This window comes from Duganella sp. HH101 (genome assembly GCF_001758795.1).
GTDB lineage: Bacteria > Pseudomonadota > Gammaproteobacteria > Burkholderiales > Burkholderiaceae_D > Rugamonas > Rugamonas rivuli.
Genome location: NZ_LRON01000003.1, coordinates 474966 through 501570 on the forward strand (window position 1 = coordinate 474966; position 26605 = coordinate 501570).

Sequence of the window (26605 nt, forward strand, 5' to 3'; positions counted from 1 at the left end):
ATAAAGCGCAACAGGGCCAAACATCGTGGATTGGCCTTTATACAATCAAGAGGATATTTTCGTGAAACGTCATCTCGTAAGTGCATTGACCCTGAGCCTGATCGCAGGCCTGGCGGGCGCCGCCGACAGCACCACAAGTGCAGCTCCGGCCAGCGCCCAAGTAGCAAATGGCAAGCTGGTTTCCGGCATTGCGGTGGAATACATCGATCCAGCGGTACGCGCGCAGGACGACCTGTTCATCCACATGAACGGCAAATGGCTGGCCACGACCGAAATCCCGGCTGACAAAGCGAGCTGGGGCTCGTTTGCCAAGCTGCGCGACGACATCCAGCCGCAACTGCGCGCCATCATCGAAGGCGCCGCCGCCAACAAGGCAGGCGGCCCTGAAGCCCAGCGCATCGGCGATTTCTACAGCAGCTTCATGGACGAAGCCAAGCTGGAACAGCTGGGCCTGACCCCGCTGAACGCGGAACTGGCCAAGATCGCCGCCGTGTCGAACAAGAAGCAGCTGCCGGCGCTGATCTCGCACCTGAACAAGATCGGTGTCACCGCGCCTTACGGCTACGGCATCCACCAGGACAACAAGGATTCGACCAAGTATGTGGTCGATTTCGGCCAGGATGGCCTCGGTCTGCCTGACCGCGACTACTACCTGAAAGCCGACGACAAGAAAATGGCCGACGCGCTGGCCAAGTATGAGCTGCACATCGCCAAGATCCTGACGCTGTCGGGCGACGCCAAGGCCGACGCCAATGCGCGCGCCATCGTGGCGTTTGAAAAAGAACTGGCGAAAATCCAGTGGACCAAGGTCGAACTGCGCGACCCGGTCAAGGCCTACAACAAGGTCGACATCGCCAAGCTGGGCAAGGTCGCGCCGGGTTATGACTGGAACGCCTACCTGGCCGACGCCGGCATCGCCGGCAAGGTCAAGTACGTGATCGTCGGCCAGCCTAGCTACCTGAAGGGCATGACCGCGCTGCTGGCCAAGACCGATCTGGACACGCTGAAATCCTACTTCCGCTGGCATCTGCTGCGTTCGGGCGCGCCTTACCTGAGCAAAGCCTACGTCGATGAAAACTTCGCCTTCTACGGCACCGTGCTGAGCGGCGTTACCGAACAGCGTCCACGCTGGAAGCGCGGCGTTTCCGTCACCGAAGGCGCGCTGGGCGAAGCAGTCGGCAAGATCTACGTCGAGCAAAACTTCCCGGCCGAGCGCAAGGCGCGCATGCAGGCGCTGGTGAACAATCTGCTGGCTGCCTACAAGACCAGCATCGACCAGCTGGACTGGATGAGCCCAGTCACCAAGAAACAGGCGCAAGAGAAGCTGGCCAAGTTCACCACCAAGATCGCGTACCCGAACCACTGGCGCGACTACTCCAAGCTGGTCGTTTCCAAGGACGACCTGGTTGGCAACGTGATCCGTTCGCGCGAGTTCGAGTACAACAAGGAACTGGCCAAGCTGGGCAAGCCGATCGACCGCGAAGAGTGGGGCATGACGCCGCAAACCGTCAACGCCTACTACAACCCGGAAATGAACGAGATCGTGTTCCCGGCCTCGATCCTGCAAGCACCGTTCTTCAATGCTGACGCGGACGACGCGGTCAACTACGGCGCCATCGGCGGCGTGATCGGCCACGAAATCAGCCACGGCTTCGACGACCAGGGCGCGCAGTACGACGGCGACGGCAACCTGCGCGACTGGTGGACCGCTGCGGACCACAAGAACTTCGCGGCCAAGACCAAGATGCTGGTGGAGCAGTACAACCAGTTCAGCCCGCTGCCTGGCTACCATGTCAATGGCGAGCTGACCCTGGGCGAGAACATTGCCGACAACAGCGGCATCGCGATTGCGTACAAGGCTTACAAGCTGTCGCTGGGAGGCAAGGAAGCACCTGTGATCGACGGCCTGACCGGCGACCAGCGCTTCTACATGGGCTTTGCGCAGGTTTGGCGCTTGAAGATGCGCGAAGCGCAGCAGATCGTGCAGATCAAGACCGATCCGCATTCGCCAGGCCAGTTCCGCGCGAACGGCCCGATGCGCAACCAGCCAGGCTTCTACGACGCCTTCAACGTGAAGCCGGGCGACAAGATGTACCTGGAACCAAAAGACCGCGTGATCATGTGGTAATCACCACGTAGCGCAACGAAGGGCCGCAGCGATGCGGCCCTTTTTCATTTCAGAGTAAACTACGGACTTCGATTTATAAGAAACCGGTACCCTCATGCGCTTGCGTTATTCCGCACTCATCGTTTTGCCCCTGCTGCTGGCCGCTTGCGGCGATTCGTTCAAGCCTGTCGACGTCTACATGGCCAGGACGCCCGAGTGCTCGGCCTGGCAGGAAGGCTCGCGTTACGAACTGCCGCGCGGGATCAGCGTGTCGACCACGCCGCCGGTGACGCTGCCGGATGGCGGCGCCGAGTTCACCTTCGTCTATCTGGTGCCGCGCGGCGAGCGTGCCATGTTCCTCTCCCGCGACTACCACGTTACCGCGCCCAAGGGAGCGGTGCTGGCCAAGGCCGAACTGGTCAGCTTCTACCAGCGCGCCACCAACTCGCGCCCGGAAATCGTCGATGTGATCCCCAAGGTGCCGGACATGCTGGTTGCCGGCGCCACCAGCGACGATACGATCTGGCGCGTGCGCCTGCGCGTGAAGGAAAAACTACCCGAGCGTTTCGACGTCGTCCCCCCCGCCTTCGAGATCGCGCTGACCAAGTACCCGATGCGCACCTTCACCTACCGCTACTTCGCCGACCGCAAGGCCTTCGGCTTGTGCAGCTAGGTGTCAAATGAGCTCGATAGCTGTTCGTAGAATCTGGCACGTTTGAGGAAGCCCTTGAGACTCGTAGGTCTCGATAATTTCTTGTGCAGTTTTGGGCGGGGATTTGAGCCGTTCACGAACAGCCTTGATTGTCTTTAGAACGCGAATTGGATCAAGTTCGTATTGAGCGACCACGAAATCATCGGGATGCAAAATTTCGATGCCATGTAGACGAGTATCTGTTTCTGGAAAATCTTTAAGATTAAAAGTTACGATTGCGTCCGCGTGCCCTATGATCGCTGCGGCCAAGACATGTCTGTCATTTGGGTCGGGTAGGATTAGCTTCTCAATCAAGTACTCAAAATTTTCGATAAGGCAATCATCAACAACTTCGTTCATTGTTGCGATAGTTCGATCAAGCGCATCCCGGCGCAGATCTGGACGGTTCGCGGATAGATTCCGCATCCATTCAGCCTGAATCGTATTGGTCCATCGTGCGCGAAATACGCCCTCGACCGCGAGGCTGATAAGCAGATCGCGCAGCGGCGCCGGGTACAGCACGCAAGCATCCAGAATAGCCGTATATCGATAGTAACCAGCCATTAGTAGCCCATATTGAGCTCCTGAGCTTGATCCGCCAGCCGCTGGAGTGCATCCTGAGAGATTTTTTGTCTTTGTTCTTTGTATTGAACAACGTCTTCGAATCGAATTCTGCGATGTGTTCCTACCTTGTGAAAGGGAATCTTTCCCTCTTCCAGTAAACGAACAAGATAGGGCCGTGAGACATTCAGGAACATGGCAGCTTCCTGCGTAGTCACGTCTAGCTCCTTAGGCATGATAGCCACAGCTTTGCCTTGTGCCAGGGAGCCCAACATATCTGCAAAGAGTCGAAGTACTTTAGGCGGCAACTTTAACAGTGGAAGATCATCGACTCTTTCAACTCCATCTTCCATTATTGCAATATTAACTGCGTGAGAATGATCAAGTGCACTCACTATGCAACGTTGAGCCGCTTTTGCCAGCTCAACATCTTCTTTATTGTCTAGGATCATTTCACGATCTAGAACGTTTGACATCATATTCTCCTGGATTTAGTGCTCATTTTTAAAGCACTCCGAAGCTAAAGTGTTAAAGACAGCTAAGTGAATCTTACGAAATAAGCGAAATATCCGCAACGGGAATTTAGATAAATCTAAATCCTACAAAATAATTCTCAAGGATTGTGCGATGAGATTTTTTCAACACGATTGGGCGAAACTTCGCACGACTCCTGGTTGAGATTGCGGATTCTCGCAAAAGATGCGAACAGTTTTATCTTCCCGTCCTTACAAATCAAGGACTTGAACCGCAGCCCCCGCTTGGCACGGAAGCTGCAATGCCTCCCGGTAACTACAACCGCAAAGGAGACACGCATGTCCAAGTTCCGTCTGTTATCGCTGGCCCTCGCGCTGGCCGCCGCGTCCGGCGCGCAAGCGCAGGAAGTGGTCCGCCTCGGCAACCTCAAGTTCGCCCACTACGGCGCCGTCTCGTACATCAAGGAAATCGCGCCCAAGTGCGGCATCAAGGTGGAGGAACACGTGTTCGCCAAGGGCCCGGACGTGATGCAAGCCATCCTGGCCGGCGAGCTCGACGTCGGCGCCACCGCTTCCGAGGCCGCCATCTCCGGCCGCGCCAACGGTGCGCCGATCTACGTGGTGGCCGGCTTCGCCAAGGGCGGCGCGCGCCTGGTCGCCCGTCCCGACAGCAACATCAAGGCGATCAAGGATTTGAAGGGCAAGCGCGTCGGCGTCACGCGTGGCGGCATCCACGAGGTGCTGCTGATCGCCGAACTGGCCCAGGCCGGCCTGACCGCCTCCGACCAGCCGGGCAAGGATGTGCAACTGGTGTTCCTGGCGTTCGCCGACCTCAACCAGGCGCTGATGGGCAAGAACCTCGACGCCATCATGCAGAGCGAACCGCAATCCTCGCAAGCCATCAACAAAGGCTACGGCGTTGAGGTGATGAAGCCCTACGACACGCCGATCGGCGCCCCGGTGCGCACCATGGTGATGAGCGAGAAGTTCTACAAGGAACACCGCGCCACCGCCGCCAAGTTCATGAACTGCTTCGTGCAGGCCACCAAGCTGTTCATCGACAACAAGCCGGTGGCCGAGAAATATGTGCGCGAAGTGATCTTCAAGAACCAGATCACCAAGGACGATTTCGACGATGCCATCAGCAACTCGCCGTACAGCTACGACATCAGCCCCGAGCACATCCAGATCACCACCGACGTGATGGCCAAGCACGGCACCGGCAAGATGCGCGCCGCGCCCGTCGCCAAGGACTGGGTCAAGACCGACCTGCTGGAAGCGGCCAAGAAAAGCCTGAGCATTCAATAACTGCGTCCAATAACGGAGACCCACCATGAGCAAGCAAGACTGGCGGCAAGCCGCCTCGGGCGCGGTTGTGCCCATTGTTATCATCGCCTTCTGGCAAGCCAGCGCCATGCTGGGCTGGATCAATCCGCAAGTGCTGCCGTCGCCGTTCGCGGTGGTGCACAAGTGGATCGAATACCTGCTGCCGCTGACCGCCTACGATCCGGCCGCGCAATCGTGGCTGGGCTGGGCGCTGTCCGGCGAGCTGCTGGGCGACACCTTCAGCAGCATGTACCGCGTGGTGGTCGGCTTCGCCATCGGCGCCGGCCTGGCCTTGCCGCTGGGCCTGCTGATGGGATCGAGCCAGCGCATGTATGCGTGGTTCAATCCGCTGATGCAGGTGCTGCGGCCGATTCCGCCGATCGCCTACATTCCGCTGGCGATTTTATGGTTCGGCCTGGGCAATGCGCCGGCCGTGTTCCTGATCGCGCTGGGCGCGTTCTTCCCGGTGCTGGTCAACACCATCGCCGGCGTGCGCCAGGTGGACGGCATCTATATCCGCGCCGCCCGCAATCTCGGCGTCAGCCAGCGCACCATGTTTGTCCGCGTGATGTTGCCGGCCGCCGTGCCCTACATCCTGTCCGGCGTGCGGATCGGCATCGGCACCGCCTTCATCGTGGTCATCGTCTCGGAGATGATCGCCGTGAACAACGGCCTCGGCTTCCGCATCCTGGAAGCACGCGAATACTTCTGGTCCGACAAAATCATCGCCGGCATGATCAGCATCGGCTTGCTGGGCCTGATCATCGACGTCGGCATGAACAAACTGAACAATCATTTGCTGCGCTGGCACCGCGGCCTGGAGAATTAAGATGACCCATATCGAAGTCAAAGCCGTCAACAAGGTCTTCAAGACCGACAGCCGTGAAGTGATCGCCCTCAAGGACATCAACCTCGACATCCCGCAAGGCCAGTTCGTCTGCCTGCTCGGGCCTTCGGGCTGCGGCAAGTCCACGCTGCTGAACGCCATCGCCGGTTTCTCGCTGCCATCGTCCGGCGCCATCACGGCCGACCGCAAGCTCGTCACCGGCCCCGGCCCGGAACGCGGCATGGTGTTCCAGGAGTACGCACTGTTCCCCTGGATGACGGTGGAAAAGAACATCGCCTTCGGCCTGGAAATCAAGGGCATGCCGCAGGCCGAGATCGCGGCCAAGGTCGACCAGCTGCTGGGCATGCTGTCGCTGAGCGACTTCAAGCACCGCTTCCCGAAAGACCTGTCCGGCGGCATGCGCCAGCGGGTTGCCATCGCCCGCGTGCTGGCGCTGGACTCGCCGATCATGCTGATGGACGAGCCATTCGGCGCGCTCGATGCGCTGACCCGCCGCAACCTGCAGGACGAATTGCTGCGCATCTGGGCCGAGCTGAAGAAGACCATCATCTTCGTCACCCACAGCATCGAGGAAGCGATCTACCTGGCCGACCGCATCGTCGTCATGACCTACCGCCCCGGCACCGTCAAGCGCGACCTGATGGTGGACTTGCCGCGCCTGCGCGACCCGTCCGCCGCCGAGTTCAACGCCCTCAAGCGCGAGCTGGGTCAGCTGGTGATGGAAGAGCAGCAGCGCCACCACAACGACGAGATGCGCATGGCGGCGGTGGACTGAGCAGGTGCAGTAGAATCTGCGTATGCGCGCCCAAAAAAACCTGCTGCTGTTCGCCTTCACGTTCGCATGCGCGTTGGGCGCGATCGCCGGCTCCTACCTGGCCGGCACCTGGCGCGCGCGCGAAGAACTACGGCAGCAGGGCCAGCGCCAACTGCAACTGATGGCGCCGGACCTGCAATCGCTGCTGCAAAAATATGAAACCCTGCCTTTCGTGCTGGGCTTCCAGCCCGACCTGATCGAAGCGCTGGCGCATCCGTCCGATGCGTCGGCGATCACCCGCCTCAACAGCACGCTGCAAACCATCCAGCAGCAAGCCAAGGTGGGCGCCATCTACGTGATGGACCGCGACGGCCTGACCATAGGCGCCAGCAACTGGGACCAGCCGCTGGGCTTCGTCGGCAAGAACTTTTCCTACCGCCCTTACTTCGACGCCGCGCTGCACGGCAGGGCGGGGCGCTTCTACGGCATCGGCACCAGCACCAGCGAGGCCGGCTACTTCATCGCCCAGCCGGTGTACCGCAACGGCACGGCGGGCGGCCCCGTCACCGGCGTGGTCGCGGTGAAAATCAGCCTGGCCGATTTCGAACGCACCTGGCGCAGCAGCGACGACACCATCGCGCTGGCCGACAGCAGCGGCGTGGTTTTCCTCAGCAACCGCCCGGACTGGATCTACCGCAGCCTGCACGCGCTGGACGCCGCCACCGAACGCCAGCTGGCGCACACCCAGCAATACACGGGGCAGAAGATCACGCCGCTGCGCGGCCATGCCGACCTGTTCGTCACGCAATCGGTGGGCCAGCTGGGCTGGCAGCTGATGCTGTTCCCCGGCCAGTCGCGCGTGTTGCGCGCCGGTGCGCAATGGGCCGCCGCCGCCACGCTGCTGCTGGCCTGCGCGGCCGTGTCGAGCTGGGCGATGCATCAGCGCCGCCGCCGACTGGAGGAACGCATGGCGTCGGCCGCCGCGCTGCGCCAGGCCGCCGCCGAGCTGGACGACAAGATCGTCGAGCGCACGCGGCAGCTGCGCACCACCAACCAGCATCTGGAGAGCAAGTACGCCAAGCTGCAGGAAACCGAACACCTGCTGCGCTCCACGCAGAACGAGCTGGTCCAGGCGGGCAAGCTGGCGATGCTGGGGCAGATGGCGGCAGGCATCACCCATGAACTGAACCAGCCGCTGGCCGCGATCCGCGCCTTCGCCGACAACGCCCGCGTGTTCCTGGAGCGCGGGCAGGGCGAGCAGGTCGCGGGCAATCTCGGCCATATCAGCGAGGCCAGCGCGCGCATGGGCGCCATCATCGGCCAGCTGAAGGGCTTTGCGCGCAAGGATGAAACGGTGGCCACGGTCGACCTGGCGGCGTCGGTGCGGGCCTCGGCGTTTTTGCTGGAAAGCGAATTCCGCCGCCACGCCGTCGCGCTGGAGATCGCCGCGTCCGACGGTATCCGAGTGACCGGGGACAGCGTGCGCATCGAGCAGGTGCTGATCAACCTGCTGCGCAACGCGCTCGACGCGGTGGAAACGGCCGAGCGGCGCGAAGTCGCCATCCGCCTGGAGCGCGATGGCGCTTGCGCGCTGGTCAGCATCGGCGACAGCGGCGAAGGCATACCGGAGCAGGTGGTGGCGCATCTGTTCGAACCGTTCTTCACCACCAAGCCGTCCGGCAAGGGATTGGGACTCGGGCTGGCGATCTCGTCGTCCATCGTACAGGCCATGAACGGCCAATTGACGGCACACAATCAAGCCGGCGGCGGAGCGCGCTTCGAGCTGCGTCTACCGCTGCAAACCGAGGGAGCATAAAGTGCAGGCTATTTTGATCGAAGACGAAGCCGCGCTGCGCCTGGCCACCAGCCAGACGCTGGAACTGGGCGGCTTCAGCGTACAGGCCTGCGCCAGCGCCGAGGAAGCGCAGGCGCTGCTGCGCGCCGACTATCCCGGCGTGATCGTCACCGACGTGCGGCTGCCGGGCCGCTCCGGCCTGGAGCTGCTGGCGCAGGCCGCCGCGATGGATGCGGAGTTGCCGGTGATCGTAGTCACCGGCCATGGCGATGTCGAGATGGCGGTGGCCGCGATGCGCAGCAGCGCCTACGACTTCATCGAAAAACCTTTCGCCGCCGAGCGCCTGCTGGATGCGGTGAAGCGCGCGCAGGAACGCCGCCGGCTGGTGCTGGAAAACCGCCAGCTGCGCACTGCCCGCGCCCAGCATCCCGACGTGCCGGACCTGGTCGGCCGCTCGGCCGCCATCGAGCAGTTGAAAGTCCTGATACGCAACATCGCGCCGGCCGGTGTGGACGTGCTGATCAACGGCCAGACCGGCACCGGCAAGGAAGTGGCCGCGCGCCTGTTGCACGCGGCCAGCGGCCGCAAGGGCAACTTCGTCGCCATCAACTGCGGCGCGCTGCCGGAGTCCGTGTTCGAAAGCGAGATTTTCGGCCACGAAGCGGGCGCCTTCACCGGCGCGCAGAAGCGCCGCATCGGCAAGCTGGAGTACGCACAGGGTGGCACCGTCTTCCTCGACGAGATCGAAAGCATGCCGATGGCCTTGCAGGTCAAATTGCTGCGCGTGCTGCAGGAGCGGCGCGTGGAAAGATTGGGCGCCAATGAGACGGTCGCGCTCGATTGCACGGTGGTCGCCGCGACCAAACTTGATCTATTACAGTTGAGCGCGCAGGGCCAGTTCCGCGAAGACTTGTACTACCGCCTCAGCGTGGTCAGCATAGCCCTGCCGCGCCTGCGCGACCGCCGCGACGACATCCCGCTGCTGCTGGCCCACTTCGCCGCCGAGGCGGCGGCCCGCTACCAGCGCCCGCTGCCGGCGTGGAGCGCGCAGCAGATGGCGCAATGGCAGGCGGCGGACTGGCCGGGCAATGTGCGCGAACTGCGCAACTTCGCCGAGCGGCTGGTGCTGGGCATCGCCGCCACCGCGGCGGTTGCCGTGCCGGCGCCGGCGGCTGAGGGCGGGGCGCTGTCGCTGCCGCAGCAGGTCGACCATCACGAGCGCGAGCTGATCGTGCAGGCGCTGTCCGCCGTCGACGGCAACGTCGCGCTGGCGGCGGACAACCTGATGGTGCCGCGTAAAACCCTCTACGACAAGCTGAAGAAATACCAGATCGCCGCCGGCCGCAAATAGGCGGGGCGTAAAAAAACCGGCCGCTGGGGCCGGTTCTTCTGGAGAGGCGGTGCTTATTTGGCTGGCGCCGAAGCCTCTGGTGCTGCTGCTTTCGGGGCCGGAACTTCAGGCTCCTTGAACTTGGCGCCGGACTGGTTGGCCATGTAGACCACGGCGCGGGCGACTTCGACGTCGTCCAGGTCCGGGTTGCCGCCTTTGGCCGGCATGGCGCGCAGGCCTTCGATGGCGTGCTTGACGACGGTATCGTAGCCCTGGGCGATACGGGCGCTCCAGGCGCCGCTGTCGGCGAACTTCGGCGCACCGGCGACACCGGCGCCGTGGCAGGCTGCGCAGGTCGAGGTGTAGATGGCTTCGCCGGTTTGCAGCACTTTCGGCGCGTTCGAGTCTTTCAGGGTAAAGCCGGCGTCGGCGACGGGAGCGATACGGGTGGCGATTTCTTCAGCGGCCTGGCTGTTGGAGCCGGCGCCGGTTAATTTGTCTGCGGTCACGAACTGCACCAACAGGATGATACCGATTACTGTGACTCCAAAGAAGCCGATAACGGCAGCAACAAGCTGCTTGGGCGTTCTGATGGCGGATTCGTGTTCGTTATGTGCGTCGCTCATGATTTCCTTAACAGACTAATTTCGAAGCCGGGTGGCGTGAGAAGAAATGGATCAACCAGCTGCCTTGCAAAACCTTCACCAAACGGGCGATTATAGACTCAAAAATGCCTGCATGGAAACGCAAAGATGCTCAAAACGACACTTTCCATGGACGGGCCTCGATAAAAACGGTATCCTACGGCACACTTCAGAAATTCCCCCAGCGCGGCTGTAGCTCAGTGGATAGAGTATTGGCCTCCGAAGCCAAGGGTCGTGGGTTCGATCCCCGCCAGCCGCACCAAAATTCCCATATAAATCAATAGCTTCGGCGCGCCGCGCAGGCCCGTCAACAAATCGGCCGGCCACTGCACGGGCGCTGTACGAGTTCGTCATAGTTTAATGGGGAGGCGCCGGTCTTGCCTCAGGAGATGCTCGAATTGTTTGGCATCGACTGGCGGGCTGTAGTAATAGCCTTGCATTAGATCGCATCCCTCTGCCCTCAGAAAATCTAATTGTGCTTCGTTCTCGACCCCTTCGGCGATCACCTGCAGCCTTAAACTATGCGCCAGCGTGACTACCGCTCGAACGATGGCCGCGTCGTCTGCGTCGATGGTCAGTTCGCGCACGAAGGACTGATCTATTTTCAACACATCGATGGGAAAACGCCGCAAATAAGACAGGCTGGAATAACCAGTGCCGAAGTCGTCTATCGAGATATGGACGCCGAGCGCCTTCAAACCGCGCAGAATCTCGATCGCGCTGTCCACATCGTTCATGACGGTACCTTCCGTCAATTCCAGTTCCAGCAGCTGTGGGGCCATGCCAGTTTCTCGCAGCAAGTCGGCGATCGATTGCACCAGCGTTTGCTGCGTGAACTGGCGCGGCGACAGGTTGACCGCCACTCGAAGCGCCGGCCAGCCGGCACGTTGCCACGCCATGGTCTGCAGGCAGGCGGTGCGCAACACCCACGCGCCGATTGGAATAATCAGCCCCATATCTTCGGCCAGGCCGATAAAGCGCGTGGGTGCGATCATGCCCTGGGTCGGATGGTTCCAGCGCACCAAGGCCTCCATCCCGATGATCTGGCCGGTCTTCAGGCTGAGTTGCGGCTGGTAGTGCAGCACGAACTCATCGCGCTCCAGAGCGCGCCGCAGGTCGGCTTCGATTTTCAGGCGGTCCAGTGTGCGCTCGTTCATCTGCGCGGTGTAGAACTGGAAGGCATTGCGCCCCAGCTCCTTGCTCCGGTACATCGCGATGTCGGCGCAACGGGTCAGGCTCTCGGCGTTGTCGCCGTCGGTTGGGTAGGTCGCGACGCCCACGCTGCAGGTGAGGAAGAACTCGTGGTCCTGCACCACGATCGGCAGCGCCACCGCGTCCATGATGCGCGTCAGCACTGCAACACCTGTGCCGTCCTCGGGATTCTCCGGCAGTACCAGCACGAATTCATCTCCACCGAGCCGCGCCACGGTGTCCGTTCCGCGTACGCAGGCCAGTAGGCGCTCCGCAACGATTTTCAGCAGACTGTCGCCCGCCTCGTGGCCCAGCGTATCATTGACGAACTTGAACTGGTCCAGGTCGAGGAAGGCGACCCAGAATGAGCTACTCCTGCGCCGCGCGCCTGCGATCGCGTCGTTTAAGCGCTCCCGCAGCAGATTGCGGTTGGCGAGGCCGGTCAGGCTGTCATGGGTGGCTTGGTACTCAATCTCGGCCTCGTAGCCTATCGCGGCCGAAATGTCATACTGGGCCACGACAAAATGAGTTACGGTGCCGCTCTGGTCCTGAACCGGCGCCACGAACAGATCGCTCCAGTAGCCTCTGCCATCCTTGTGGTGATGGCGCACCAGCGCATGGCCTTCCTTCTGCTCACGCAAGGCGGTGTGGATCTGATCGATATTGCCCTGATATTGCTGGCTGCCGTGCAGGAAATCCAGGCTGCGTCCGAGAGCCTCCTGCGCACTGAATCCGGTGATGCGTTCGAACGCCGGATTGACGTATTCAATCGGGTACTCCGGCGCCTGGGCGCTGCAAAGGATGATGGCGTTGGCCGACACCTCGATCACGCGCTCTCGCAGCCGCAGCCCTCGTTCGGTCTGGGTGCGCTGAGCTATATCCTCGGCCAGGCGCAAATTAGCAATTTCCAGCGTGGCCGTGCGTTCACGCGTGACCCGCTCGATGGTGGCGATGCGCGACACCAGTGAATACACATAGGCGGACGCCAGCGCGGTCGACAGCAAGCCGCCCAGCAGCGCGTACAGCGAAGCGTTGTGGCCGTCGGCGAAGAATATTTCCGCTTGACTGGCCTCGACCAGCAAGGTCTGGTTGGCCAGCGCAAAGTTCAGTTTCACTGGCTCCGGATGGTTATAGAACAGCCATGCCGGCAGCATTGACCGCCCTGGGGCCACGCCGGCCGTAGTGGCCCGGGCGTCACCGTAACGCGCGATCAGACGCGGTGCGGCGCCGGGCCGCGTCGCATATAACAACATGCTCATACCCTGCTGCGGCGGGAAGCCCTGCGCCTGCAGCACCGGTTCGAGCAGGCTGTCGGCGCGGAACTCGACGGCGATTTCACCGATGACCGCGCGTTGGCGCGCGGCGGCGGTGTCGATAGGAGCGCCCTGCCAGAAAACCGGAGACAGCACGCGGAAGCCATCCTGGCGGCCGCTGGCGAACAGCAGCGGCTGCATGCCGCTGGCGGCTATGCCGCCGCTCTCTCGCGACAGGCGGCGGGCCTCGGTCCAATCCGGCATGGGAGCCGTATCCAGTCCCAGCATGCTTTCATTTCCGAACAGCGGCTCCAGGTAATCGATGACCAGGTAGGTGTCGCGCACGCCGGCGTGGCGCACCTTCCCGTCCACCACTTCGGTCAGCGTAAAGCCCGGAAAGCGCCGCCGCATGGCTGCCTCATAGGCGGCACGTTCACCGGACTGTAGCAGCCGTTGAAAAGCCAGCGCCTGTATTTGCGGTGAGCGGTCCCTCAACGGCACGGTGAAGCGATGGAACTGCTCCCGGCTGATGATGCCGAAGGTGGAAAACAACTGATTGAGCACCGCGATCTGGGCCACCGCGTCGTGCAAGCCGCCGATCACTGCATTAATGCGCAGCTTGGCGTTTTGTTGGAACTGGGCGTTTTGCCTGTTCACTTCGAATTGACGGACGGTGAAGAACAGGGCTGCCGTCAACGCCAGGCCGATGAGCAGCGTCAGCAGGGCTGACAGCGACACGGAAAAGCGCACCCTCCGCATCAGCTTTTCCATTGCGCTCTCCTGGTTCTGACTACGCGGTTCAGCGGGTGGGCAGATTGGAAATGGTGTAGTGATACAGTTTCCAAGCTGGTCATGGACGGTCAAATTATTGATAACGCCAATGCATCTTTCATTCTTGCACATTTTTACCGGCGCAAATTATTTTTGAGCTCCTGCCGCTGTCCGCTAACGCCATTCAAAACGATATCGATCGGGGTCTGAAATCGGACTGGATATTACCGAGCGCTTGTCTCCTCACGAATGTTGAGCGCACTGCCGACTTCTACATTGGACGGCTTCTCGTAATATGGATAGCCACGAGAGGCCGCCGGTACCCGGTTGTTGAGTTCCAGTTGCGAGATACACGCCAGTCACCGTAGGCAGCTGACATAAGTGATATAAGCAGGAGTTCAATCGGTCCTTGCTGAAATCGGCGATAATATCCAGCTACCCGTCTTCCTCTGTTTTTGTCTATGCGCGATATCATTGCCGGTTTCTTACGTTTCCAAAAAGAGATTTTTCCTACACGCCGTGAGTTGTTCAAAACGCTGGCCTCAGGGCAAACTCCCAAGGCCTTATTCATTTCTTGCTCTGATAGCAGGATGGTGCCGGAGTTGGTGACGCAGCGCGAACCAGGCGAGCTCTTCGTAATCCGAAATGCCGGGAATATCGTGCCATCGTTTGGCCCGGAACCCGGGGGGGTGAGCGCGACAGTTGAATATGCGGTTGCCGCCCTAAAAGTTACAGATATCGTGATTTGTGGCCACTCCGATTGTGGGGCGATGAAGGCCGTTGCTACCTGTGCTTGCCTTGACCACATGCCTGCGGTCAAAAATTGGTTGCGGCACAGCGATGCGGCGCGAATGATTAATGAATCGCTTCATCACACAACTGAACAGGAGCGCATCGATGGCATGGTTCGAGCTAATGTTATCGCGCAGTTGAACAATATCCGTACGCATCCATCTGTGGCCTTGGGGATTGCGCAAAAACGACTAAACCTTCATGGATGGGTCTACGACATTGAGTCGGGTTCCCTGGATGCACTCGACGAGTCGACTGGGCGTTTTGTTCCACTTGCCGAGCACTCATCTTCTCGCGTTTGAGCATGCAAACTCTGTAATAACTTCGCCGTTGGGCAAAGATACGCTTCCAGGCGTCCGTGGCCCCGCCGGGGGCGGACCCCGTACGTGGTCCTACCCCTAAGCGGTGCAGCATGCGTCCTTGGGTCAGTAGGTGTAGAACATGCGCTGGATGTCCTTGCTGTCGCTGGTCTTGGTCAGGGCCAGCATCAGCAGGATGCGCGCTTTTTGCGGGTTCAGCGTATCGGAAACCACGAAGTCCAGTTCGTCGTCATTGGCTTCGCCGTTGCGCGCCACGATGCCCTGGCCGACGCGGGCCGAGCGCACGATCAGCACGCCTTGCTTGCGGGCCGCCGTCAGCGAAGGCAAGACCTTGGACGCCAGGCTGCCGTCGCCGACGCCGGCGTGGATGATGCCCTTGGCGCCGGCGCCCACCAGCGCGTTGAGCGCCACCGGATTGACGTTGGCGTAGCCGTAGACGATGTCGACCTGCGGCAGCGCGTCGAGCTTGCTGATGTCGAACTCGGTGTCGATGGTGTGCTTGCGGGTCGACGCGTGGTAGAAGTAGGGCTTGTTGCCCTGGAAGTAGCCCAGCATGCCCAGCTCCGGGGTCTTGAAGCTGTCCGGGGTCGAGGTGTTGGTCTTGGTGACGTCGCGGGCGCCGTGGATCTGGTCGTTCATCGCCACCAGCACGCCCTTGCCGACGGCTTCCTGGCTGGCCGCCAGCAGCACGGCGTTGTACAGGTTGATCGGGCCGTCGGCCGACAGCGCGGTGCCCGGGCGCATCGCGCCCACCAGCACGACCGGCTTGCGGCTCTTGACCACCAGGTCCAGGAAGTAGGCGGTCTCTTCCAGCGTGTCGGTGCCGTGGGTAATGACGACGCCGTCCACGTCGGACTGGGCCAGCAGCGTGTTGACGCGCTTGGCCAGCGTCAGCCAGTGCTCGTTGCTCATGTTTTCGCTGGCGATCTGGAACACTTGCTCGCCTTTGACCTGGGCCACCTTGGCCAGTTCCGGCACGGCCGCGATCAGGCGGTCCACGCCGACCGTGGCGGCGGTGTAGCCGACCGTGGTGGTGCTGGTGGCGCCGCTGCCGGCGATGGTGCCGCCGGTGGCCAGGATGGTCACATGGGCCGATGGCGCGGCGTCAGCGGCGCGGACCGCTGGAGCGGCACAGGCCAGCAGTGTCAAGGCGCACAGTGCGGACAACACACGGGAGGAAATAGGAACGGACATAGAGTCTCCAAGAAAGATAAGGTAAGGGGTAGGGTCCGATCCCGAAAGGGGCCAGACCCCGGTGGTGCTTTATGGGTTGTATGCGCCGGGATGTCAGAACTTGTGCCGGATCCCGAGCGCCAGGGCTCGCGATCCATTTCCAGCAGACGGCGTGCTGCCGCCGCTGGAGGCATCGCCCACCACATTGGTGGCGGCCGGCTCGTTGTGGATGGTGCCGAATGAACTGTAGAGGTTGGTGCGTTTGGACAGAGCGTAGGTATAGCCGACCGCAAACTGTCTTCCGCCCCGCTGGGTCGCGGAACGATCCTGCTTTTTCACATACGAGGCCAGCAGCTTGCCCTGTCCGAGCGGCACTGAGGCGCCCAGCAGGAAGTCGCGGAAATCGCCGCCGACGTCGTCCTTTTCGGTTTCAAATGCGGCGTGCACGGTCGCGGGGCCGAAGTTGTAGCTGGCGCCCAGCAGGACCTCTTTCAACGTATTGAAAGAAGTGACCTTAAGGCTGTCATATGCCAAGGTTCCCACCAACGGGCCGGCGGCGTAGTCGACGGAAAAAGCGATGGTACGGCCCAAGGTGCTATCGCCGGCCTGTTCGCCAAAACCATACATCGCGGTGGCCGACAGTCCGTTCAGCTTGGGCGTTGCATAGCTGATGGTGTTATTGGTACGTGCCGTGCCGATGCTCATCAGATTGGTGGCGGAGCCGGTAAAGCCGGTTTCAAAGGGGTCGATGCCGTCCAGTGCGATGAAGATCGGGTTGCATTGGCGGCCCAGGTTGATGGTACCGGCGCTGGTAGTCAGGCCGACATAGGCGTGGCGGCCGAACAAGGCGCCGTTCTGGCGCGCCTTGCCGGTGTCGAGATCGAGCCCGTTCTCCAGCACGAAGTGGGCGTTCATGCCATTGCCCAGGTCCTCCTGCCCCTTGAAGCCCAGCCGGCTGCCGGACTGCACGCCGGTGGCCAGTTTGGTGACTGCGCCATCGGCGCCCCCTGTTTCGCGGGCGATGCCCGCGTCCAGTATGCCGTAGACGGTGACGCCGGATTGCGCCGAGGCGGCGCCCGCTGTGGAGGCGAGCAAGAGACTAGCTACTAATGATGCTTTCATAAAACGATCCAATAAGTTTGTGTGATAGGTAGCACGCGACCGGGCACTGGAACGCCGCACCCGGAAAATCGAGGGCGCAGCGATACCCGCCGGACCTGCGGGAGCAAGGTCCGGGCTCGGTCAGCCGTGAATTAGCGATGGAGTGGCGCGCAAGCGGCCCCGCCAGACAGGCGGCGCCGGCGCTTACGTCAGGAAGCTGGCCTGCGCGTTAGGGCGGGAATTAGTTTGTTCATTTTTCGTTGTCTCCGTTTTATGTGTAGTAAAAAACGATTCGAAGCGGATGACCACCATCGAATATGCTTTTCACAACAGAGATAGCACTATCCGTGCCATGGGAGTGGCAAGCCGGAATATTCAGTCAAACCATTGATTACATGGTTTTTTTTGAGATTGGAAGGGCTAGGTGCCGGTAGCAGAGTATGAATTGTCATATTCGGACCGCGTGCTGAGTATCAATTTCGTTACCGCCGCTGCGATCGAACCCCGTGGTAAAGCTGCTTGACACATCTCGGGCCATTTATATAATAAAACTTATATATAAAGGGGGCGTCATGGTGACAGTCAAGGTAACTACAGTAGGCGCATCTGAGGGGCTGATCTTGAACAAGGAGGCCAGGCGCATCCTGAACGTGCAGAAAGGCGATACCCTATATTTGACCGAGGCCCCGGACGGCGCGATGCGCATCACGCCGTATAACCCTGAGTTTGAGCGCCAGATGCTCTTGGCCGAGGCTATCATGCACGATGACCGCGAGATCCTGCGGGTGCTCGCTAAATGAGTTGGCAATGGGTGGTGCGAGATACCGTTTTTGCGGTCCACGACAAACAGCTAGCAGTGCACGGCGGCTTGGCTGGTGTACGCGACCTCAATAGCGTGGAGTCGGCGCTCAATCGGGCGCTGAACCTCGATGCCTATGGCAATCCGCCGCCGGATGTAGCCGATCTTGCGGCAGCCTACATCTACGGCATCGCCACCAGCCAGGGATTCAGCGACGGCAATAAGCGTACCGCCTGGGTGATCGGCCGTCTATTCCTGGCGATCAACGGTAAAACGCTTGCGTTCAGCGAGTTCGAAGCCATCAATTTCATGCTGGCCATAGCCGCTGGCAACATGACGGAGCTGCAGGCGGCTGATTGGATACGGCAGCGCCTTATCACAGCATAATCCCCGCGCCCTCGAATACGCCTACGGCTTGATGTAAGCATAGCCTTCCAGCGCCTGCAAACGGCTGATTTCCGCCACGCCGGACGGGACGATGGTCGCTTCCGCCAGCACCTTGTCCTTGCTGATGTTGCGCGCCTTCAGCGTGTTGTTGCAGACGCGGAACTGCACGTGGCGGGCCGCCAGTTCCTGCACCACCACTTCATACGGATTGCCGTTCTTGTCCTTCTCGCCGTCGAGCAGGAAATCGATGCCCCCGCCCAGCGCCACGACCACGATCTGCGCATTGGGACTGGCGTCCAGGTGGTTGCGGATGTTGCGCAAGCCGCCCATGGCATTGCCGGCCTCGCTGAAGTGATAGACCACTTTTTCCACGCGCGGCGCCTCGGCCTGCGACGCCTGGGCGCACAGCAGCAGCAGGGGCAGCATCAAAATACGGAACAGTTTCATTTGGATTCCTTGCCAGTTTCTAGAGATTCTTTTTCCATCAGCAGATAAGTGCCATAGGCGTTGAGCCGGTTGGCCTGGCTGAAGGCCGGATAGTCCTTGAACGCCGACCAGTCGGTGCGTGCATAGGCCTCATCGAAGGATAGCAGTTCCTGCACGGCACTGCCCATCTGTTCGCGCAGGTAGCGCAGATAGCGCTGGGTCAGCAGCATGTCCTGGCGCGGCGCGCGCGAGGCCGGGCCGTGGCCGGGGATCACCACGGACGGCTGCGCATCGAGCATGCGGTCCAGCGCCTGCAGCCAGCGCTTGCTGTCCGCGTCGCCGACATACGGCAGGCGGCCGCTGAAGAACAGGTCGCCTGCGAACAGCACGTGGTCTTCTTCCACCAGCATCAGCAAGTCTTCCGGCGAGTGGGCGCCGCTGCTGTCGATCACGCGGAAGTGCAGGCCACCCAGTTCGAAGCGCCACGGCTGGCCATCGGCAAAGTCGAGCCAGCGGTCGGCCGACACCAGCTCCGTTTGCTCGTTCACCCACGGCGCCAGTTCGGCGCGGCGTTGCGCCAGCCGTTCGCGCGCCAGGTCCGAGTGCAGGTAGTCGCGGCCGTTGCGGTGGGCGGCGATCGCCACGCCGGGCTGGCGCAGCGCTTGCAGGCCGTAGAAATGGTCGGCGTGGTAGTGCCCAACGATCACCATCTTCAGCGGGGCCTTCGTCACCAGGCGGATCGCCCGCATCATGGCGGCGCCCAGCGCCGGCGTGGCCAGCGCGTCGTACACCACCACGCCGGCCGGCGTGACGACAAAGCCGGCATTCGACATGAAGCCCCGGTTGGCCTGGCTGGCCATGCCGGCTTCGCCCTGGAAATAGTAGACATGGGGACTGACCTTGACCGGCTTGAGGACGATGTCCGGCGCAGCCTGGGCCGGCAGCACGGGCAACAACGCGGCCAGCAACAGCAGTCGGCGGAAATGATTCATATCGTTTCCTTGGGCGAGGCGAGGGCGGCGGCTTGCGCCTGTTGCAGGCGGCCCTCCAGATAGGCGCCGTAGAAGCCCGCCTGGTCCAGGCCGGGCAAGGGGGCGGCCAGCGTGCGGCCTCCGCTGCCGAGAAATAATACCGTGGGGAAGAAACTCACATGCAGCTGGCGCAGCACTTCGGCGATGGGCTGCTGCTGTCCGGCCGCGTCGACCAACTGATCCACGGTATCGCTTTCCAGCTCTCGCAGCACCAGGCGCGGATCGCCTTCGCGCAGCAGCGGCGCAAGGTAGTTGCGTCTCACCTCCAGGCAATACGGACAGTCCATGCGCGACACCAGCAATACCAGCACCGCCCGTGACGCCGCCAGCGCGGCCAGTTCCATCCGCAGATCAAGCAGCGGCGGCAGCAAGGGCGCGTGCGGGGCGTCGGCCACAGCGGTTCAGCCAGCCATGCCGGGATTGCCGGCCGTGCCCACCAGCGTCGGCTGGTCGGGGCGGCGCGCGCGCACCACCGGGTGGGCGCGCAGATACGTTTCCATCACGTCCCAGATCGGAGCGCCGCTGGCGCCCTCGGCCACCGGGGCCCAGCCGGCCACCTTGTAGGTCTTGTCCGCATCGAGCAGCTTGCCGTTCAGCCGCATGTCGCTGATGCGCCGGCCGGTGGCGGCGGCCGGCGTGCAGGTGTAGCTCATGCCGCCCACGCGCACCATGTCGCCGCCTTGCTGGTAATAGGGATCCGGATGGAACAGGTTGTCGCACACATCTTCCATGATGGTCTTGATGGTGGCGCCCGTCATCTCGGTCAGCGTCGTGGCCGGGTAGGTAATCGCCAGCTGGTCCATCAAATCGCCGCGCGTGATGGGCGCGCCCGGCAGCAGCGACGTCCCCCAGCGGAAGCCCGGCGAGAACGCCAGGTCGGCGCCCTTGACCGCCAGCAGGCCGTCGACGATCAACTGGTCCCAGCTGCCGTTGAAATTGCCGCGCCGGTATAGCAAGCCTTCGGTGACGGCCAGCGTTTCATCCAGCCTGGCGCGGAACGGCGCACGCACCGCGTCGATGTGCGCCTGCATGGCGCGGTCGGCCGGCAGCAGGTTGGAGAACACCGGCAGCAGGCGGTACTGGTAGCCCTGGATGCGTCCGTCGCGCACGTCGAAATCCAGCACGCCGAGGAACTTGCCGTTCGAGCCGGCATTCGTCACCAGCGTCTGGCCGCCCTGGTTGGACACCACCACCGGCGTCGGCACGCCATCGTGGGTGTGGCCGCCGAGGATGGCGTCGATGCCGCTGACACGGCTGGCCAGCTTCAGGTCCACGTCCATGCCGTTGTGCGACAGCAGCACCACCACCTTGGCGCCCTTGGCGCGCACTTCCTTGACCAGCGCCTGCAAGCGCTCTTCCTGGATGCCGAAGCTCCAGTCCGGCACCAGGTAGCGCGGGTTGGCGATCGGCGTGTACGGGAACGCCTGGCCGATCACGGCCACCGGCACGCCGTTCATTTCGCGCCAGCTGTAGGGGGCGAACACGGCGTCGCCGAAATCGGCCGTCACCACGTTCTGCGCGACGAAATCCACCTTGCCCTTGAAATCCTTCTGCACGATTTCCTGCACCCGCTGCGCGCCCAGCGTGAACTCCCAGTGCGGCGCCATGATCTCCACGCCCAGCAGCTTGGCGGCATCAACCATGTCCTGGCCGTTAGTCCACAGCGCCGTGGCCGAGCCCTGCCAGGTGTCGCCGCCGTCGCACAGCACGGCGTGCGGACGGCTGGCGCGCAGCTGCTGGACCAGCGTCGACAAATGGGCGAAGCCGCCGACCTTGCCGTACACCTTGGCGGCGGCGGCAAAATCGAGGTAGGTGAAGGCGTGCGCGCGCGCCGTCTTCGGCGCGATCTTGAACTGCTTGAGCAAGGCATCGCCCACCAGGTGCGGCGCCTTGCCGGCCGCCTCGCCGATGCCGAGGTTGACGCTGGGCTCGCGGAAATACAGCGGCCGCAGCTGGGCGTGGCAATCGGTGATGTGCAGCAGGCTGACGTTGCCGAACTTCGGCACCGCATACAGCTGCTCGGCGGCGCCGGGCGTGGCGGCCAGTCCATCCTTGCTGGCCAAAGCCAGGCCGCCGGCGCTGGCGATGGCCAGCATTTGCATGAATTCGCGTCGTTGCATGGGGTAGCCCGGCTGAGGATGAATTACTGGTTGACCGGCGATTCAGGCGCCAGCAGCAGCGCCATCACGTCCTGCATCTGCTTTTCCGTCAGGATGCCGGCGGCGCCGAAGCGCGGCATCACCGAGCACGCCTGGAAAGCATGCGAGTTGTAGATCTTGGCCCAGGTGTACTTGAGGATCTCCGGCGTCGGGCCGCCGCGCAGCTTGCCGTACTGCTGCAAGCTGGGGCCGATATTGCCGAAGGCGATTTCCTTCTTGTCCATCTGATGGCAGGCATAGCAATTGCCGCCGGCCGCCGTCCCTTTCGGATCGGACGATTGCAGGCCGCGGCCGTTCTGCGCGACCTTCTCGCCTTCCTTCCAGTCGCCCAGGTAGTTGCCGTCGGCCGGATAGCGCACGGCGGCCGTGGCCTGCTGTTCGATCTGCTTGCGTTGCGCGGGCTTCAGCGGGCGTTGCGCATCCTGCGAGCACAGGCGCTGCGCCTCGGTCTGTTCCAGGCGCTCGACGGTAGCTTCGTTCTTGTCGCGGAACGAAGCCTTGAACGCGGCCAGGTCGGCGCTATCCTTGGCTGCCGGCCCGGCGGCCAGTGCAACGCTGGAGGCCAGCACGCCCAACAGGGCTGCGGTGATGAATTTGCTTTGCATGGACACTCCGTATCAGCGTTTCAAGCCCGGCGCCGCCATCACGCCGCCCTTGGCGTTGACGCCGAGGTAAGTGATCAGGTCGATGGCTGCCTGGGAGTTGTACTCCAGTTGCGGGAAGCGCTGCTGGCGGAAGCAGTCGGCCATGCGCCATTGCATGGTGCGCACCGCGCCCTGGCTGACGCGGTAGGCCGGCCAGCTGGCGAAGGCGCCGCGCGCGGCGGCCGCCTGTTGCAGGTTCGGCAGGTCTTGCAGCCGGATGCGCTGGTCGTTCTTGCTGTGGCAGGAGGCGCAGGAAAAATCATGCGGGCCGGCACGGTAGAAGAACGCTTGCTTGCCGCGTGCATACGCGGCTTTTTCCTCGGCATGTTGTTGCGGCAGGTTGATCTTCACGTCACGCGAGGCGGCCGACACGTAGGCCGCCAGCGCTTCCATGTCGGTGGCGCGCTCGCCCTGCTCGGAAAACGGCTTGCGCACGATGTCGGCGCGCTCGATGCCCTGCAGCGTCACCATGCAATGCACCAGGCGCGCTTCGGCGTCCATCACCTTGCCCGTGTCCTTGAAGTAGCGCGGCAGCTCGGCGTAGGCGCCGGCAATGACGCCCGGGCCTTTGCCCAGGTCGCAGCCCTCCAGCGTGGCTTGCTTGGGGCCGCGCTTGGTGGTCCACAGTACCTCGCCCTGGCCCTCGACCAGCTCGGCGGGATTGCCGTCGGCCAGCATGGCGCGGTATTTGGCGATTTCATCGCTGGTGCTTTGCGCGAGGGCGCTGCCTGCAATGACCAGCCCCAACAGGCTGGCCCAGGTGACACGGGATAGTGGCATGGTGATGGCCTCAGGCTACGGTGACTTGATCGGTGCGGCTTTCGCCCAGATTGTCCTGCCAGCTGACGCTGACCGTGTCGCCCTTGGCGCCGCCCTTGAACTTGAAGGCGAGGTAAGGGTTTTGCGAGACCGACTGGCCCCACAGGCATTGCAGCACCACGCGCTCGCCGTGCTTGACGGTGACGTCGGTGATGTAGTGCGCCGGCACCACGTTGCCGGCCGCGTCCTTGCGGATGCCGGCCTCCATCGGATGGGCCATCAGTACTTTTACTTCCGTGACGCCATTGGCGGCGTTGGCACGGATTTTCATTGGATCTGCCATGTCTGCTCCTGTCCTGATTCTGATTGGGGTCAGCCGCCGCAGCCGCCCAGCGTGACCTTGGTTTCCTTGGTCGCCGAGTACAGCTTGCCGTCGGCGGTCTTCACCACGGCCACCACGTTGGTGCTCTGGCCCATCTTCAGGCGGCTCTGCACGGCGGTGGTGGTGCCTTCCGGGATGACGAACTTGGCGGCCAGCGGATTCGGGTTCTTTTCTACGAAGAAGTAGATTTCGCTGGTGCCGGGAATATTGGACGCCACGCTCACCGGCACCACGGCGCCGTTCTCAGCGATGTCGGGCGAGGTGATGACGATGTCCTTGCTGTCGGCCGGCGTGCCGCCGACGGCGGCCAGCGCATCGGCCAGGGACTTGGCGCTGAAGCCTTCACGGCCGGTGGCGGCCAGCGCTTGCTGGCTGGTCACGAGGCCACAGGCGACCAGCAGGCCCAGGGCCGAGCTGGTCTTCAATACGGTACGACGGGTGGGGTTCATGCAGTCTCCTGGTGGTTGCGGGTGGGCCCGCTCATTGCGCGCCGCTGGCCAGCCATTGAACGATGGCTTGCATGTCGGCTTCTTTCAACTGGCTTTGCGGCGGCATGGGCATGGCGCCCCATGCGCCGGCGCCGCCGCTGCGTATCTTGGCTTGCAAATAGGCTGCGCGGTCGGCGCGGCCCTGGTACTTGGCGGCGATGTCGCGCAGGGCGGGGCCGATAATTTTGTTGCTCACGCCGTGACAGGCCAGGCAGCCGTTCTTGTTCAGCAGTTGTTGCGCGTCGCCGCCGGCGGCGGCCTTGGCCGTTGCGGGCGCTGCTGCTGCGACCGCAACGGCCGGCGCCAGCACGGCGCGCGCCGGCCGCGTGGTGTCGGTGCCGCGCACGCCGCCCAGCGCACGGTTTTGCTCGGCCAGATTGCCATGCGCGTTGCGGGCGAAGTCGGGCAGGCTGGATGTCTGCCTGGCCTCGGTCGGGCAATTGGTCATGCAGGCGGTGTTGAGTACATCGGGCTTGCCCTTGATGTCCCACAGGCCGGGCTGGCGCACCAGGCCGTTGCGGTTGGGCAGGCGCTGCTGCACGTCGGCGATGTTGTCGTTGCTCAGCACGAAATCGGACGGCACGACGCCGCCCAGGTTCAGGATGTGTGCGGTCACGGCATACACCTCATCCGCGCTGAGCGACTTGGGCGCATCCCACGGCATGGCGCGGTTGATGTAGTCCCACAGCGTGGACAGCCGGGCCACCTTCATCAGCGTTGTGCGCTGCGGTACGCTGCCGTTGGACAGGGCCGCCACGTGGCCGCTCTTGATATCGGCGTCGCTGGTGCCGCCGACGATGGGCGTGAACACCTCGTTCGATTCGCCAAAGCTGCCGTGGCAGCCGGCGCAGCGGTTCTCCCAGATCTGCTCGCCCTGGGCGACGGAACCGCGGCCTTTCGGCAGCCCCTGGAAATCTGCGCGCACGTCGATATCCCAGGCCTTGATTTCAGCCGGCGTGGCGGGGCGGCCGATGGCTTGCCACGGCGCGTCGGCGGCCTGCACCAGCAGGCAGGCGCCCAACAGCGCGGCGGCGGCGATGATCGTTTTTTTCATCAGCTCACCTGCACGTTGGAGACTTCGCCGTTCGGCGACACCAGCCAGGACTGGATGGCGTTGTTGTGATAAATGGAGCGCGTGCCGCGCATGGCGCGCAGCTGGTTGATCTTCGGCTGCACGTAGCCGCTGTCGTCGATGGCGCGGCTTTGCAGCACGGCGTTGCCGCCATCCCACACCCAGTCGATATTAAATCGCGTCAGCGCCTTGTTCTGCACCGGCCCTTCGATACGGGCGCTGCGCCAGTTGCGGCCGCCGTCCGTGCTGACATCGACGCGCTTGATGCGCCCGCGCCCCGACCAGGCCAGGCCGCTGATGTTGTAGTAGCCGCGATCGAGCAAGGTCTGGCCGCCGGATGGCGTGGTGATCACGCTCTTGCATTCCTGGATGGAGGTGTACTGCCGATGCTGCCCGTCCGGCATCAGGTCGACGTAGTGGATGGTTTCATCCTTGGTGTCCCACGGCTGGTCGCCCACCTCGATGCGGCGCAAATATTTGACCCAGCTGACGCCCTGCACGCCCGGCACCACCAGGCGCAGCGGGTAGCCGTTTTCCGGCCGCAGCATTTCGCCGTTCTGGCCCCAGGCCACGATGACATCGTCCAGCGCCCGTTCGATGGCGATGGTGCGCGTCATGCTGGAACCGTCGGCGCCTTCGGCCAATACAAAACGGGCGCGCTTGCGGTCGATGCCGCACATGTCGAGCAGGGTCGACAGCAGCACGCCCGTGTATTCCGAGCAGGCCAGCATGCCGTGCGTATATTGCACCGTCGGCAGCGCGACATTGCCCCATTCGGCGCCGGTATTGGCGCCGCATTCGATGAAGTGGATGCGCGACACGGACGGCAGGCGCATCAGGTCGTCCATGGTGAACACGCGCGGCTCGCGCACCAGGCCGTTGATCATCAAGCGGTGGCCGCTGGGGTCGATGTCATGCCAGCCCTGGTGGTGGCGTTCGAAGTGCAAGCCGCTGGGCGTGATGATGCCGAACAGTCCTTGCAGTGGCGTAAAACTGACGGATGCCTGGCGCACGCGGGTCAGGCCCGGGCTTTCGCGGCGCAGCACATTGCCCTCCCACTTGGACGGCTGGCCATAGGGCTGGGCGGCGACCGGCTGGCCCAGGGTCTTGCTGTGTGCAGGCAAGGTCAGGATGGCGTCGTCGCCGGCCGCGCTCTGTGCGGCGGCAACGCCGCCCGCAGCGACGCCGGCACCCATGGCCAGGGCCTTACCCATGAAGCTGCGGCGCGCTGTACGCGCCTGTGCATGCTGCGCCTCGCCGAGATGATGCTCGGGGGCTTGCAACAGCCTGCCGATAGTGCGTAGCACATCCGTCACGGCCGGTCTCCTT

Annotated in this window: 26 protein-coding genes and 1 tRNA gene; 11 read left to right on the forward strand and 16 right to left on the reverse strand. The window is 62.8% G+C overall.

Annotated features, from left to right (window positions below; all coding sequences use genetic code 11):
• The first annotated feature begins 61 nt into the window (after positions 1–61).
• Positions 62–2128: a M13 family metallopeptidase gene (locus DUGA2_RS07315; RefSeq protein ID WP_070268266.1), complete on the forward strand. Its 2067-nt coding sequence runs from the start codon at positions 62–64 to the stop codon at positions 2126–2128.
• Between the two features lie 94 nt (positions 2129–2222).
• On the forward strand, positions 2223–2780 hold the full coding sequence (locus DUGA2_RS07320; RefSeq protein ID WP_070268267.1) for a hypothetical protein: 558 nt from the start codon (positions 2223–2225) through the stop codon (positions 2778–2780).
• A gap of 3 nt (positions 2781–2783) precedes the next feature.
• Here DUGA2_RS07320 and DUGA2_RS07325 read toward each other — a convergent pair whose 3' ends face one another.
• Together DUGA2_RS07325 and DUGA2_RS07330 are read right to left on the reverse strand one after the other, a co-directional pair.
• On the reverse strand, positions 2784–3362 hold the full coding sequence (locus tag DUGA2_RS07325) for a putative toxin-antitoxin system toxin component, PIN family (protein WP_070268269.1): 579 nt from the start codon (positions 3360–3362) through the stop codon (positions 2784–2786).
• Positions 3362–3835: a helix-turn-helix domain-containing protein gene (locus DUGA2_RS07330; RefSeq protein WP_071658880.1), complete on the reverse strand. Its 474-nt coding sequence runs from the start codon at positions 3833–3835 to the stop codon at positions 3362–3364. Before DUGA2_RS07330 ends, DUGA2_RS07325 begins: the two co-directional genes overlap by 1 nt.
• A 336-nt stretch (positions 3836–4171) precedes the next feature.
• Between DUGA2_RS07330 and DUGA2_RS07335 the strand changes: the two genes are divergently transcribed.
• From DUGA2_RS07335 to DUGA2_RS07355, 5 genes are read left to right on the forward strand one after another with little or no spacing between them, the layout of a single operon-like run.
• Complete coding sequence (locus DUGA2_RS07335; protein WP_070268272.1) at positions 4172–5140, forward strand: ABC transporter substrate-binding protein; 969 nt, start codon at positions 4172–4174, stop codon at positions 5138–5140.
• A gap of 25 nt (positions 5141–5165) precedes the next feature.
• Positions 5166–5987, forward strand: a complete 822-nt coding sequence (locus tag DUGA2_RS07340; RefSeq protein ID WP_070268273.1) for an ABC transporter permease — start codon at positions 5166–5168, stop codon at positions 5985–5987.
• Position 5988: 1 nt separating this feature from the next.
• Positions 5989–6780, forward strand: coding sequence for an ABC transporter ATP-binding protein (locus DUGA2_RS07345; protein WP_070268274.1), 792 nt, complete (start codon positions 5989–5991; stop codon positions 6778–6780).
• Positions 6781–6802: 22 nt separating this feature from the next.
• A complete protein-coding gene (locus tag DUGA2_RS07350; protein WP_070268276.1) occupies positions 6803–8575 on the forward strand; it encodes an ATP-binding protein in 1773 nt (590 codons plus the stop codon).
• A 1-nt stretch (position 8576) separates the two neighbouring features.
• Positions 8577–9905 (forward strand): sigma-54 dependent transcriptional regulator, encoded by a 1329-nt coding sequence (locus tag DUGA2_RS07355; RefSeq protein WP_070268277.1) that lies wholly within the window; start codon positions 8577–8579, stop codon positions 9903–9905.
• 53 nt (positions 9906–9958) lie between these two features.
• Here DUGA2_RS07355 and DUGA2_RS07360 read toward each other — a convergent pair whose 3' ends face one another.
• Positions 9959–10510 (reverse strand): cytochrome c5 family protein, encoded by a 552-nt coding sequence (locus DUGA2_RS07360; RefSeq protein ID WP_070268279.1) that lies wholly within the window; start codon positions 10508–10510, stop codon positions 9959–9961.
• A 204-nt stretch (positions 10511–10714) separates the two neighbouring features.
• Here DUGA2_RS07360 and DUGA2_RS07365 point away from each other — a divergent pair.
• Positions 10715–10790 (forward strand) — tRNA-Arg (locus tag DUGA2_RS07365).
• A gap of 88 nt (positions 10791–10878) precedes the next feature.
• Here the strand turns inward: DUGA2_RS07365 and DUGA2_RS07370 are convergent.
• Positions 10879–13743, reverse strand: a complete 2865-nt coding sequence (locus tag DUGA2_RS07370; protein ID WP_083296240.1) for an EAL domain-containing protein — start codon at positions 13741–13743, stop codon at positions 10879–10881.
• 461 nt (positions 13744–14204) lie between these two features.
• On the opposite strand from DUGA2_RS07370, the gene DUGA2_RS32545 reads away from it, so the two are divergent.
• Positions 14205–14837: a carbonic anhydrase gene (locus tag DUGA2_RS32545; protein ID WP_071658881.1), complete on the forward strand. Its 633-nt coding sequence runs from the start codon at positions 14205–14207 to the stop codon at positions 14835–14837.
• A 123-nt stretch (positions 14838–14960) separates the two neighbouring features.
• Here the strand turns inward: DUGA2_RS32545 and DUGA2_RS07375 are convergent, their stop codons facing one another.
• Together DUGA2_RS07375 and DUGA2_RS07380 are read right to left on the reverse strand one after the other, a co-directional pair.
• Entirely contained in the window at positions 14961–16049 is a 1089-nt protein-coding gene (locus DUGA2_RS07375; RefSeq protein WP_070268281.1) for a type II asparaginase, read from the reverse strand.
• A 93-nt stretch (positions 16050–16142) separates the two neighbouring features.
• A complete protein-coding gene (locus DUGA2_RS07380) occupies positions 16143–17123 on the reverse strand; it encodes a porin (RefSeq protein WP_229214619.1) in 981 nt (326 codons plus the stop codon).
• A 578-nt stretch (positions 17124–17701) separates the two neighbouring features.
• Here DUGA2_RS07380 and DUGA2_RS07385 point away from each other — a divergent pair.
• Both DUGA2_RS07385 and DUGA2_RS07390 read left to right on the forward strand, forming a co-directional pair.
• The gene (locus DUGA2_RS07385; RefSeq protein ID WP_070268401.1) at positions 17702–17929 is read left to right on the forward strand and encodes a transcriptional regulator; all 228 of its coding nucleotides are present in this window, start codon (positions 17702–17704) and stop codon (positions 17927–17929) included.
• Positions 17926–18315 (forward strand): type II toxin-antitoxin system death-on-curing family toxin, encoded by a 390-nt coding sequence (locus DUGA2_RS07390; RefSeq protein WP_070268284.1) that lies wholly within the window; start codon positions 17926–17928, stop codon positions 18313–18315. Before DUGA2_RS07385 ends, DUGA2_RS07390 begins: the two co-directional genes overlap by 4 nt.
• Before the next feature lie 21 nt (positions 18316–18336).
• On the opposite strand, the gene DUGA2_RS07395 is transcribed toward DUGA2_RS07390, so the two are convergent.
• Genes DUGA2_RS07395 through soxC form a run of 10 tightly spaced genes read right to left on the reverse strand, consistent with a single transcriptional unit; the run spans position 18337 to position 26592 of the window.
• Entirely contained in the window at positions 18337–18762 is a 426-nt protein-coding gene (locus DUGA2_RS07395) for a DsrE family protein (protein ID WP_070268286.1), read from the reverse strand.
• Complete coding sequence (locus DUGA2_RS07400; protein ID WP_070268287.1) at positions 18759–19733, reverse strand: MBL fold metallo-hydrolase; 975 nt, start codon at positions 19731–19733, stop codon at positions 18759–18761. The genes DUGA2_RS07395 and DUGA2_RS07400 overlap by 4 nt, the downstream gene beginning before the upstream one ends.
• Positions 19730–20167: a hypothetical protein gene (locus DUGA2_RS07405; RefSeq protein WP_070268289.1), complete on the reverse strand. Its 438-nt coding sequence runs from the start codon at positions 20165–20167 to the stop codon at positions 19730–19732. The genes DUGA2_RS07400 and DUGA2_RS07405 overlap by 4 nt, the downstream gene beginning before the upstream one ends.
• A 6-nt stretch (positions 20168–20173) precedes the next feature.
• Positions 20174–21892 (reverse strand): thiosulfohydrolase SoxB, encoded by a 1719-nt coding sequence (soxB, locus tag DUGA2_RS07410; protein WP_070268290.1) that lies wholly within the window; start codon positions 21890–21892, stop codon positions 20174–20176.
• A gap of 23 nt (positions 21893–21915) precedes the next feature.
• Entirely contained in the window at positions 21916–22536 is a 621-nt protein-coding gene (soxX, locus tag DUGA2_RS07415) for a sulfur oxidation c-type cytochrome SoxX (protein ID WP_070268292.1), read from the reverse strand.
• A 12-nt stretch (positions 22537–22548) separates the two neighbouring features.
• Entirely contained in the window at positions 22549–23355 is an 807-nt protein-coding gene (gene soxA, locus DUGA2_RS07420; RefSeq protein WP_070268293.1) for a sulfur oxidation c-type cytochrome SoxA, read from the reverse strand.
• A 10-nt stretch (positions 23356–23365) separates the two neighbouring features.
• Positions 23366–23677, reverse strand: coding sequence for a thiosulfate oxidation carrier complex protein SoxZ (gene soxZ, locus DUGA2_RS07425; RefSeq protein ID WP_071658875.1), 312 nt, complete (start codon positions 23675–23677; stop codon positions 23366–23368).
• A 29-nt stretch (positions 23678–23706) separates the two neighbouring features.
• On the reverse strand, positions 23707–24165 hold the full coding sequence (soxY, locus tag DUGA2_RS07430; protein WP_070268297.1) for a thiosulfate oxidation carrier protein SoxY: 459 nt from the start codon (positions 24163–24165) through the stop codon (positions 23707–23709).
• 31 nt (positions 24166–24196) lie between these two features.
• Positions 24197–25258 carry a c-type cytochrome gene (locus DUGA2_RS07435; RefSeq protein ID WP_070268300.1) on the reverse strand — a complete coding sequence of 354 codons (1062 nt, stop codon included), beginning with the start codon at positions 25256–25258 and terminating at the stop codon, positions 24197–24199.
• Positions 25258–26592, reverse strand: coding sequence for a sulfite dehydrogenase (soxC, locus tag DUGA2_RS07440; RefSeq protein WP_070268302.1), 1335 nt, complete (start codon positions 26590–26592; stop codon positions 25258–25260). The genes DUGA2_RS07435 and soxC overlap by 1 nt, the downstream gene beginning before the upstream one ends.
• Between the last annotated feature and the right edge of the window lie 13 nt (positions 26593–26605).

Coding starts and splice junctions, on each gene's coding strand:
- DUGA2_RS07320 (WP_070268267.1), top strand. CDS start 2,223: ATGCGCTTGCGTTATTCCGCACTCATCGTTTTGCCCCTGCTGCTGGCC.
- DUGA2_RS07325 (WP_070268269.1), bottom strand. CDS start 3,362: ATGGCTGGTTACTATCGATATACGGCTATTCTGGATGCTTGCGTGCTG.
- DUGA2_RS07330 (WP_071658880.1), bottom strand. CDS start 3,835: ATGTCAAACGTTCTAGATCGTGAAATGATCCTAGACAATAAAGAAGAT.
- DUGA2_RS07335 (WP_070268272.1), top strand. CDS start 4,172: ATGTCCAAGTTCCGTCTGTTATCGCTGGCCCTCGCGCTGGCCGCCGCG.
- DUGA2_RS07340 (WP_070268273.1), top strand. CDS start 5,166: ATGAGCAAGCAAGACTGGCGGCAAGCCGCCTCGGGCGCGGTTGTGCCC.
- DUGA2_RS07345 (WP_070268274.1), top strand. CDS start 5,989: ATGACCCATATCGAAGTCAAAGCCGTCAACAAGGTCTTCAAGACCGAC.
- DUGA2_RS07350 (WP_070268276.1), top strand. CDS start 6,803: ATGCGCGCCCAAAAAAACCTGCTGCTGTTCGCCTTCACGTTCGCATGC.
- DUGA2_RS07360 (WP_070268279.1), bottom strand. CDS start 10,510: ATGAGCGACGCACATAACGAACACGAATCCGCCATCAGAACGCCCAAG.
- DUGA2_RS07370 (WP_083296240.1), bottom strand. CDS start 13,743: ATGGAAAAGCTGATGCGGAGGGTGCGCTTTTCCGTGTCGCTGTCAGCC.
- DUGA2_RS32545 (WP_071658881.1), top strand. CDS start 14,205: ATGCGCGATATCATTGCCGGTTTCTTACGTTTCCAAAAAGAGATTTTT.
- DUGA2_RS07375 (WP_070268281.1), bottom strand. CDS start 16,049: ATGTCCGTTCCTATTTCCTCCCGTGTGTTGTCCGCACTGTGCGCCTTG.
- DUGA2_RS07385 (WP_070268401.1), top strand. CDS start 17,702: ATGGTGACAGTCAAGGTAACTACAGTAGGCGCATCTGAGGGGCTGATC.
- DUGA2_RS07390 (WP_070268284.1), top strand. CDS start 17,926: ATGAGTTGGCAATGGGTGGTGCGAGATACCGTTTTTGCGGTCCACGAC.
- DUGA2_RS07395 (WP_070268286.1), bottom strand. CDS start 18,762: ATGAAACTGTTCCGTATTTTGATGCTGCCCCTGCTGCTGCTGTGCGCC.
- DUGA2_RS07400 (WP_070268287.1), bottom strand. CDS start 19,733: ATGAATCATTTCCGCCGACTGCTGTTGCTGGCCGCGTTGTTGCCCGTG.
- soxB (WP_070268290.1), bottom strand. CDS start 21,892: ATGCAACGACGCGAATTCATGCAAATGCTGGCCATCGCCAGCGCCGGC.
- soxX (WP_070268292.1), bottom strand. CDS start 22,536: ATGCAAAGCAAATTCATCACCGCAGCCCTGTTGGGCGTGCTGGCCTCC.
- soxA (WP_070268293.1), bottom strand. CDS start 23,355: ATGCCACTATCCCGTGTCACCTGGGCCAGCCTGTTGGGGCTGGTCATT.
- soxZ (WP_071658875.1), bottom strand. CDS start 23,677: ATGGCAGATCCAATGAAAATCCGTGCCAACGCCGCCAATGGCGTCACG.
- soxY (WP_070268297.1), bottom strand. CDS start 24,165: ATGAACCCCACCCGTCGTACCGTATTGAAGACCAGCTCGGCCCTGGGC.
- DUGA2_RS07435 (WP_070268300.1), bottom strand. CDS start 25,258: ATGAAAAAAACGATCATCGCCGCCGCCGCGCTGTTGGGCGCCTGCCTG.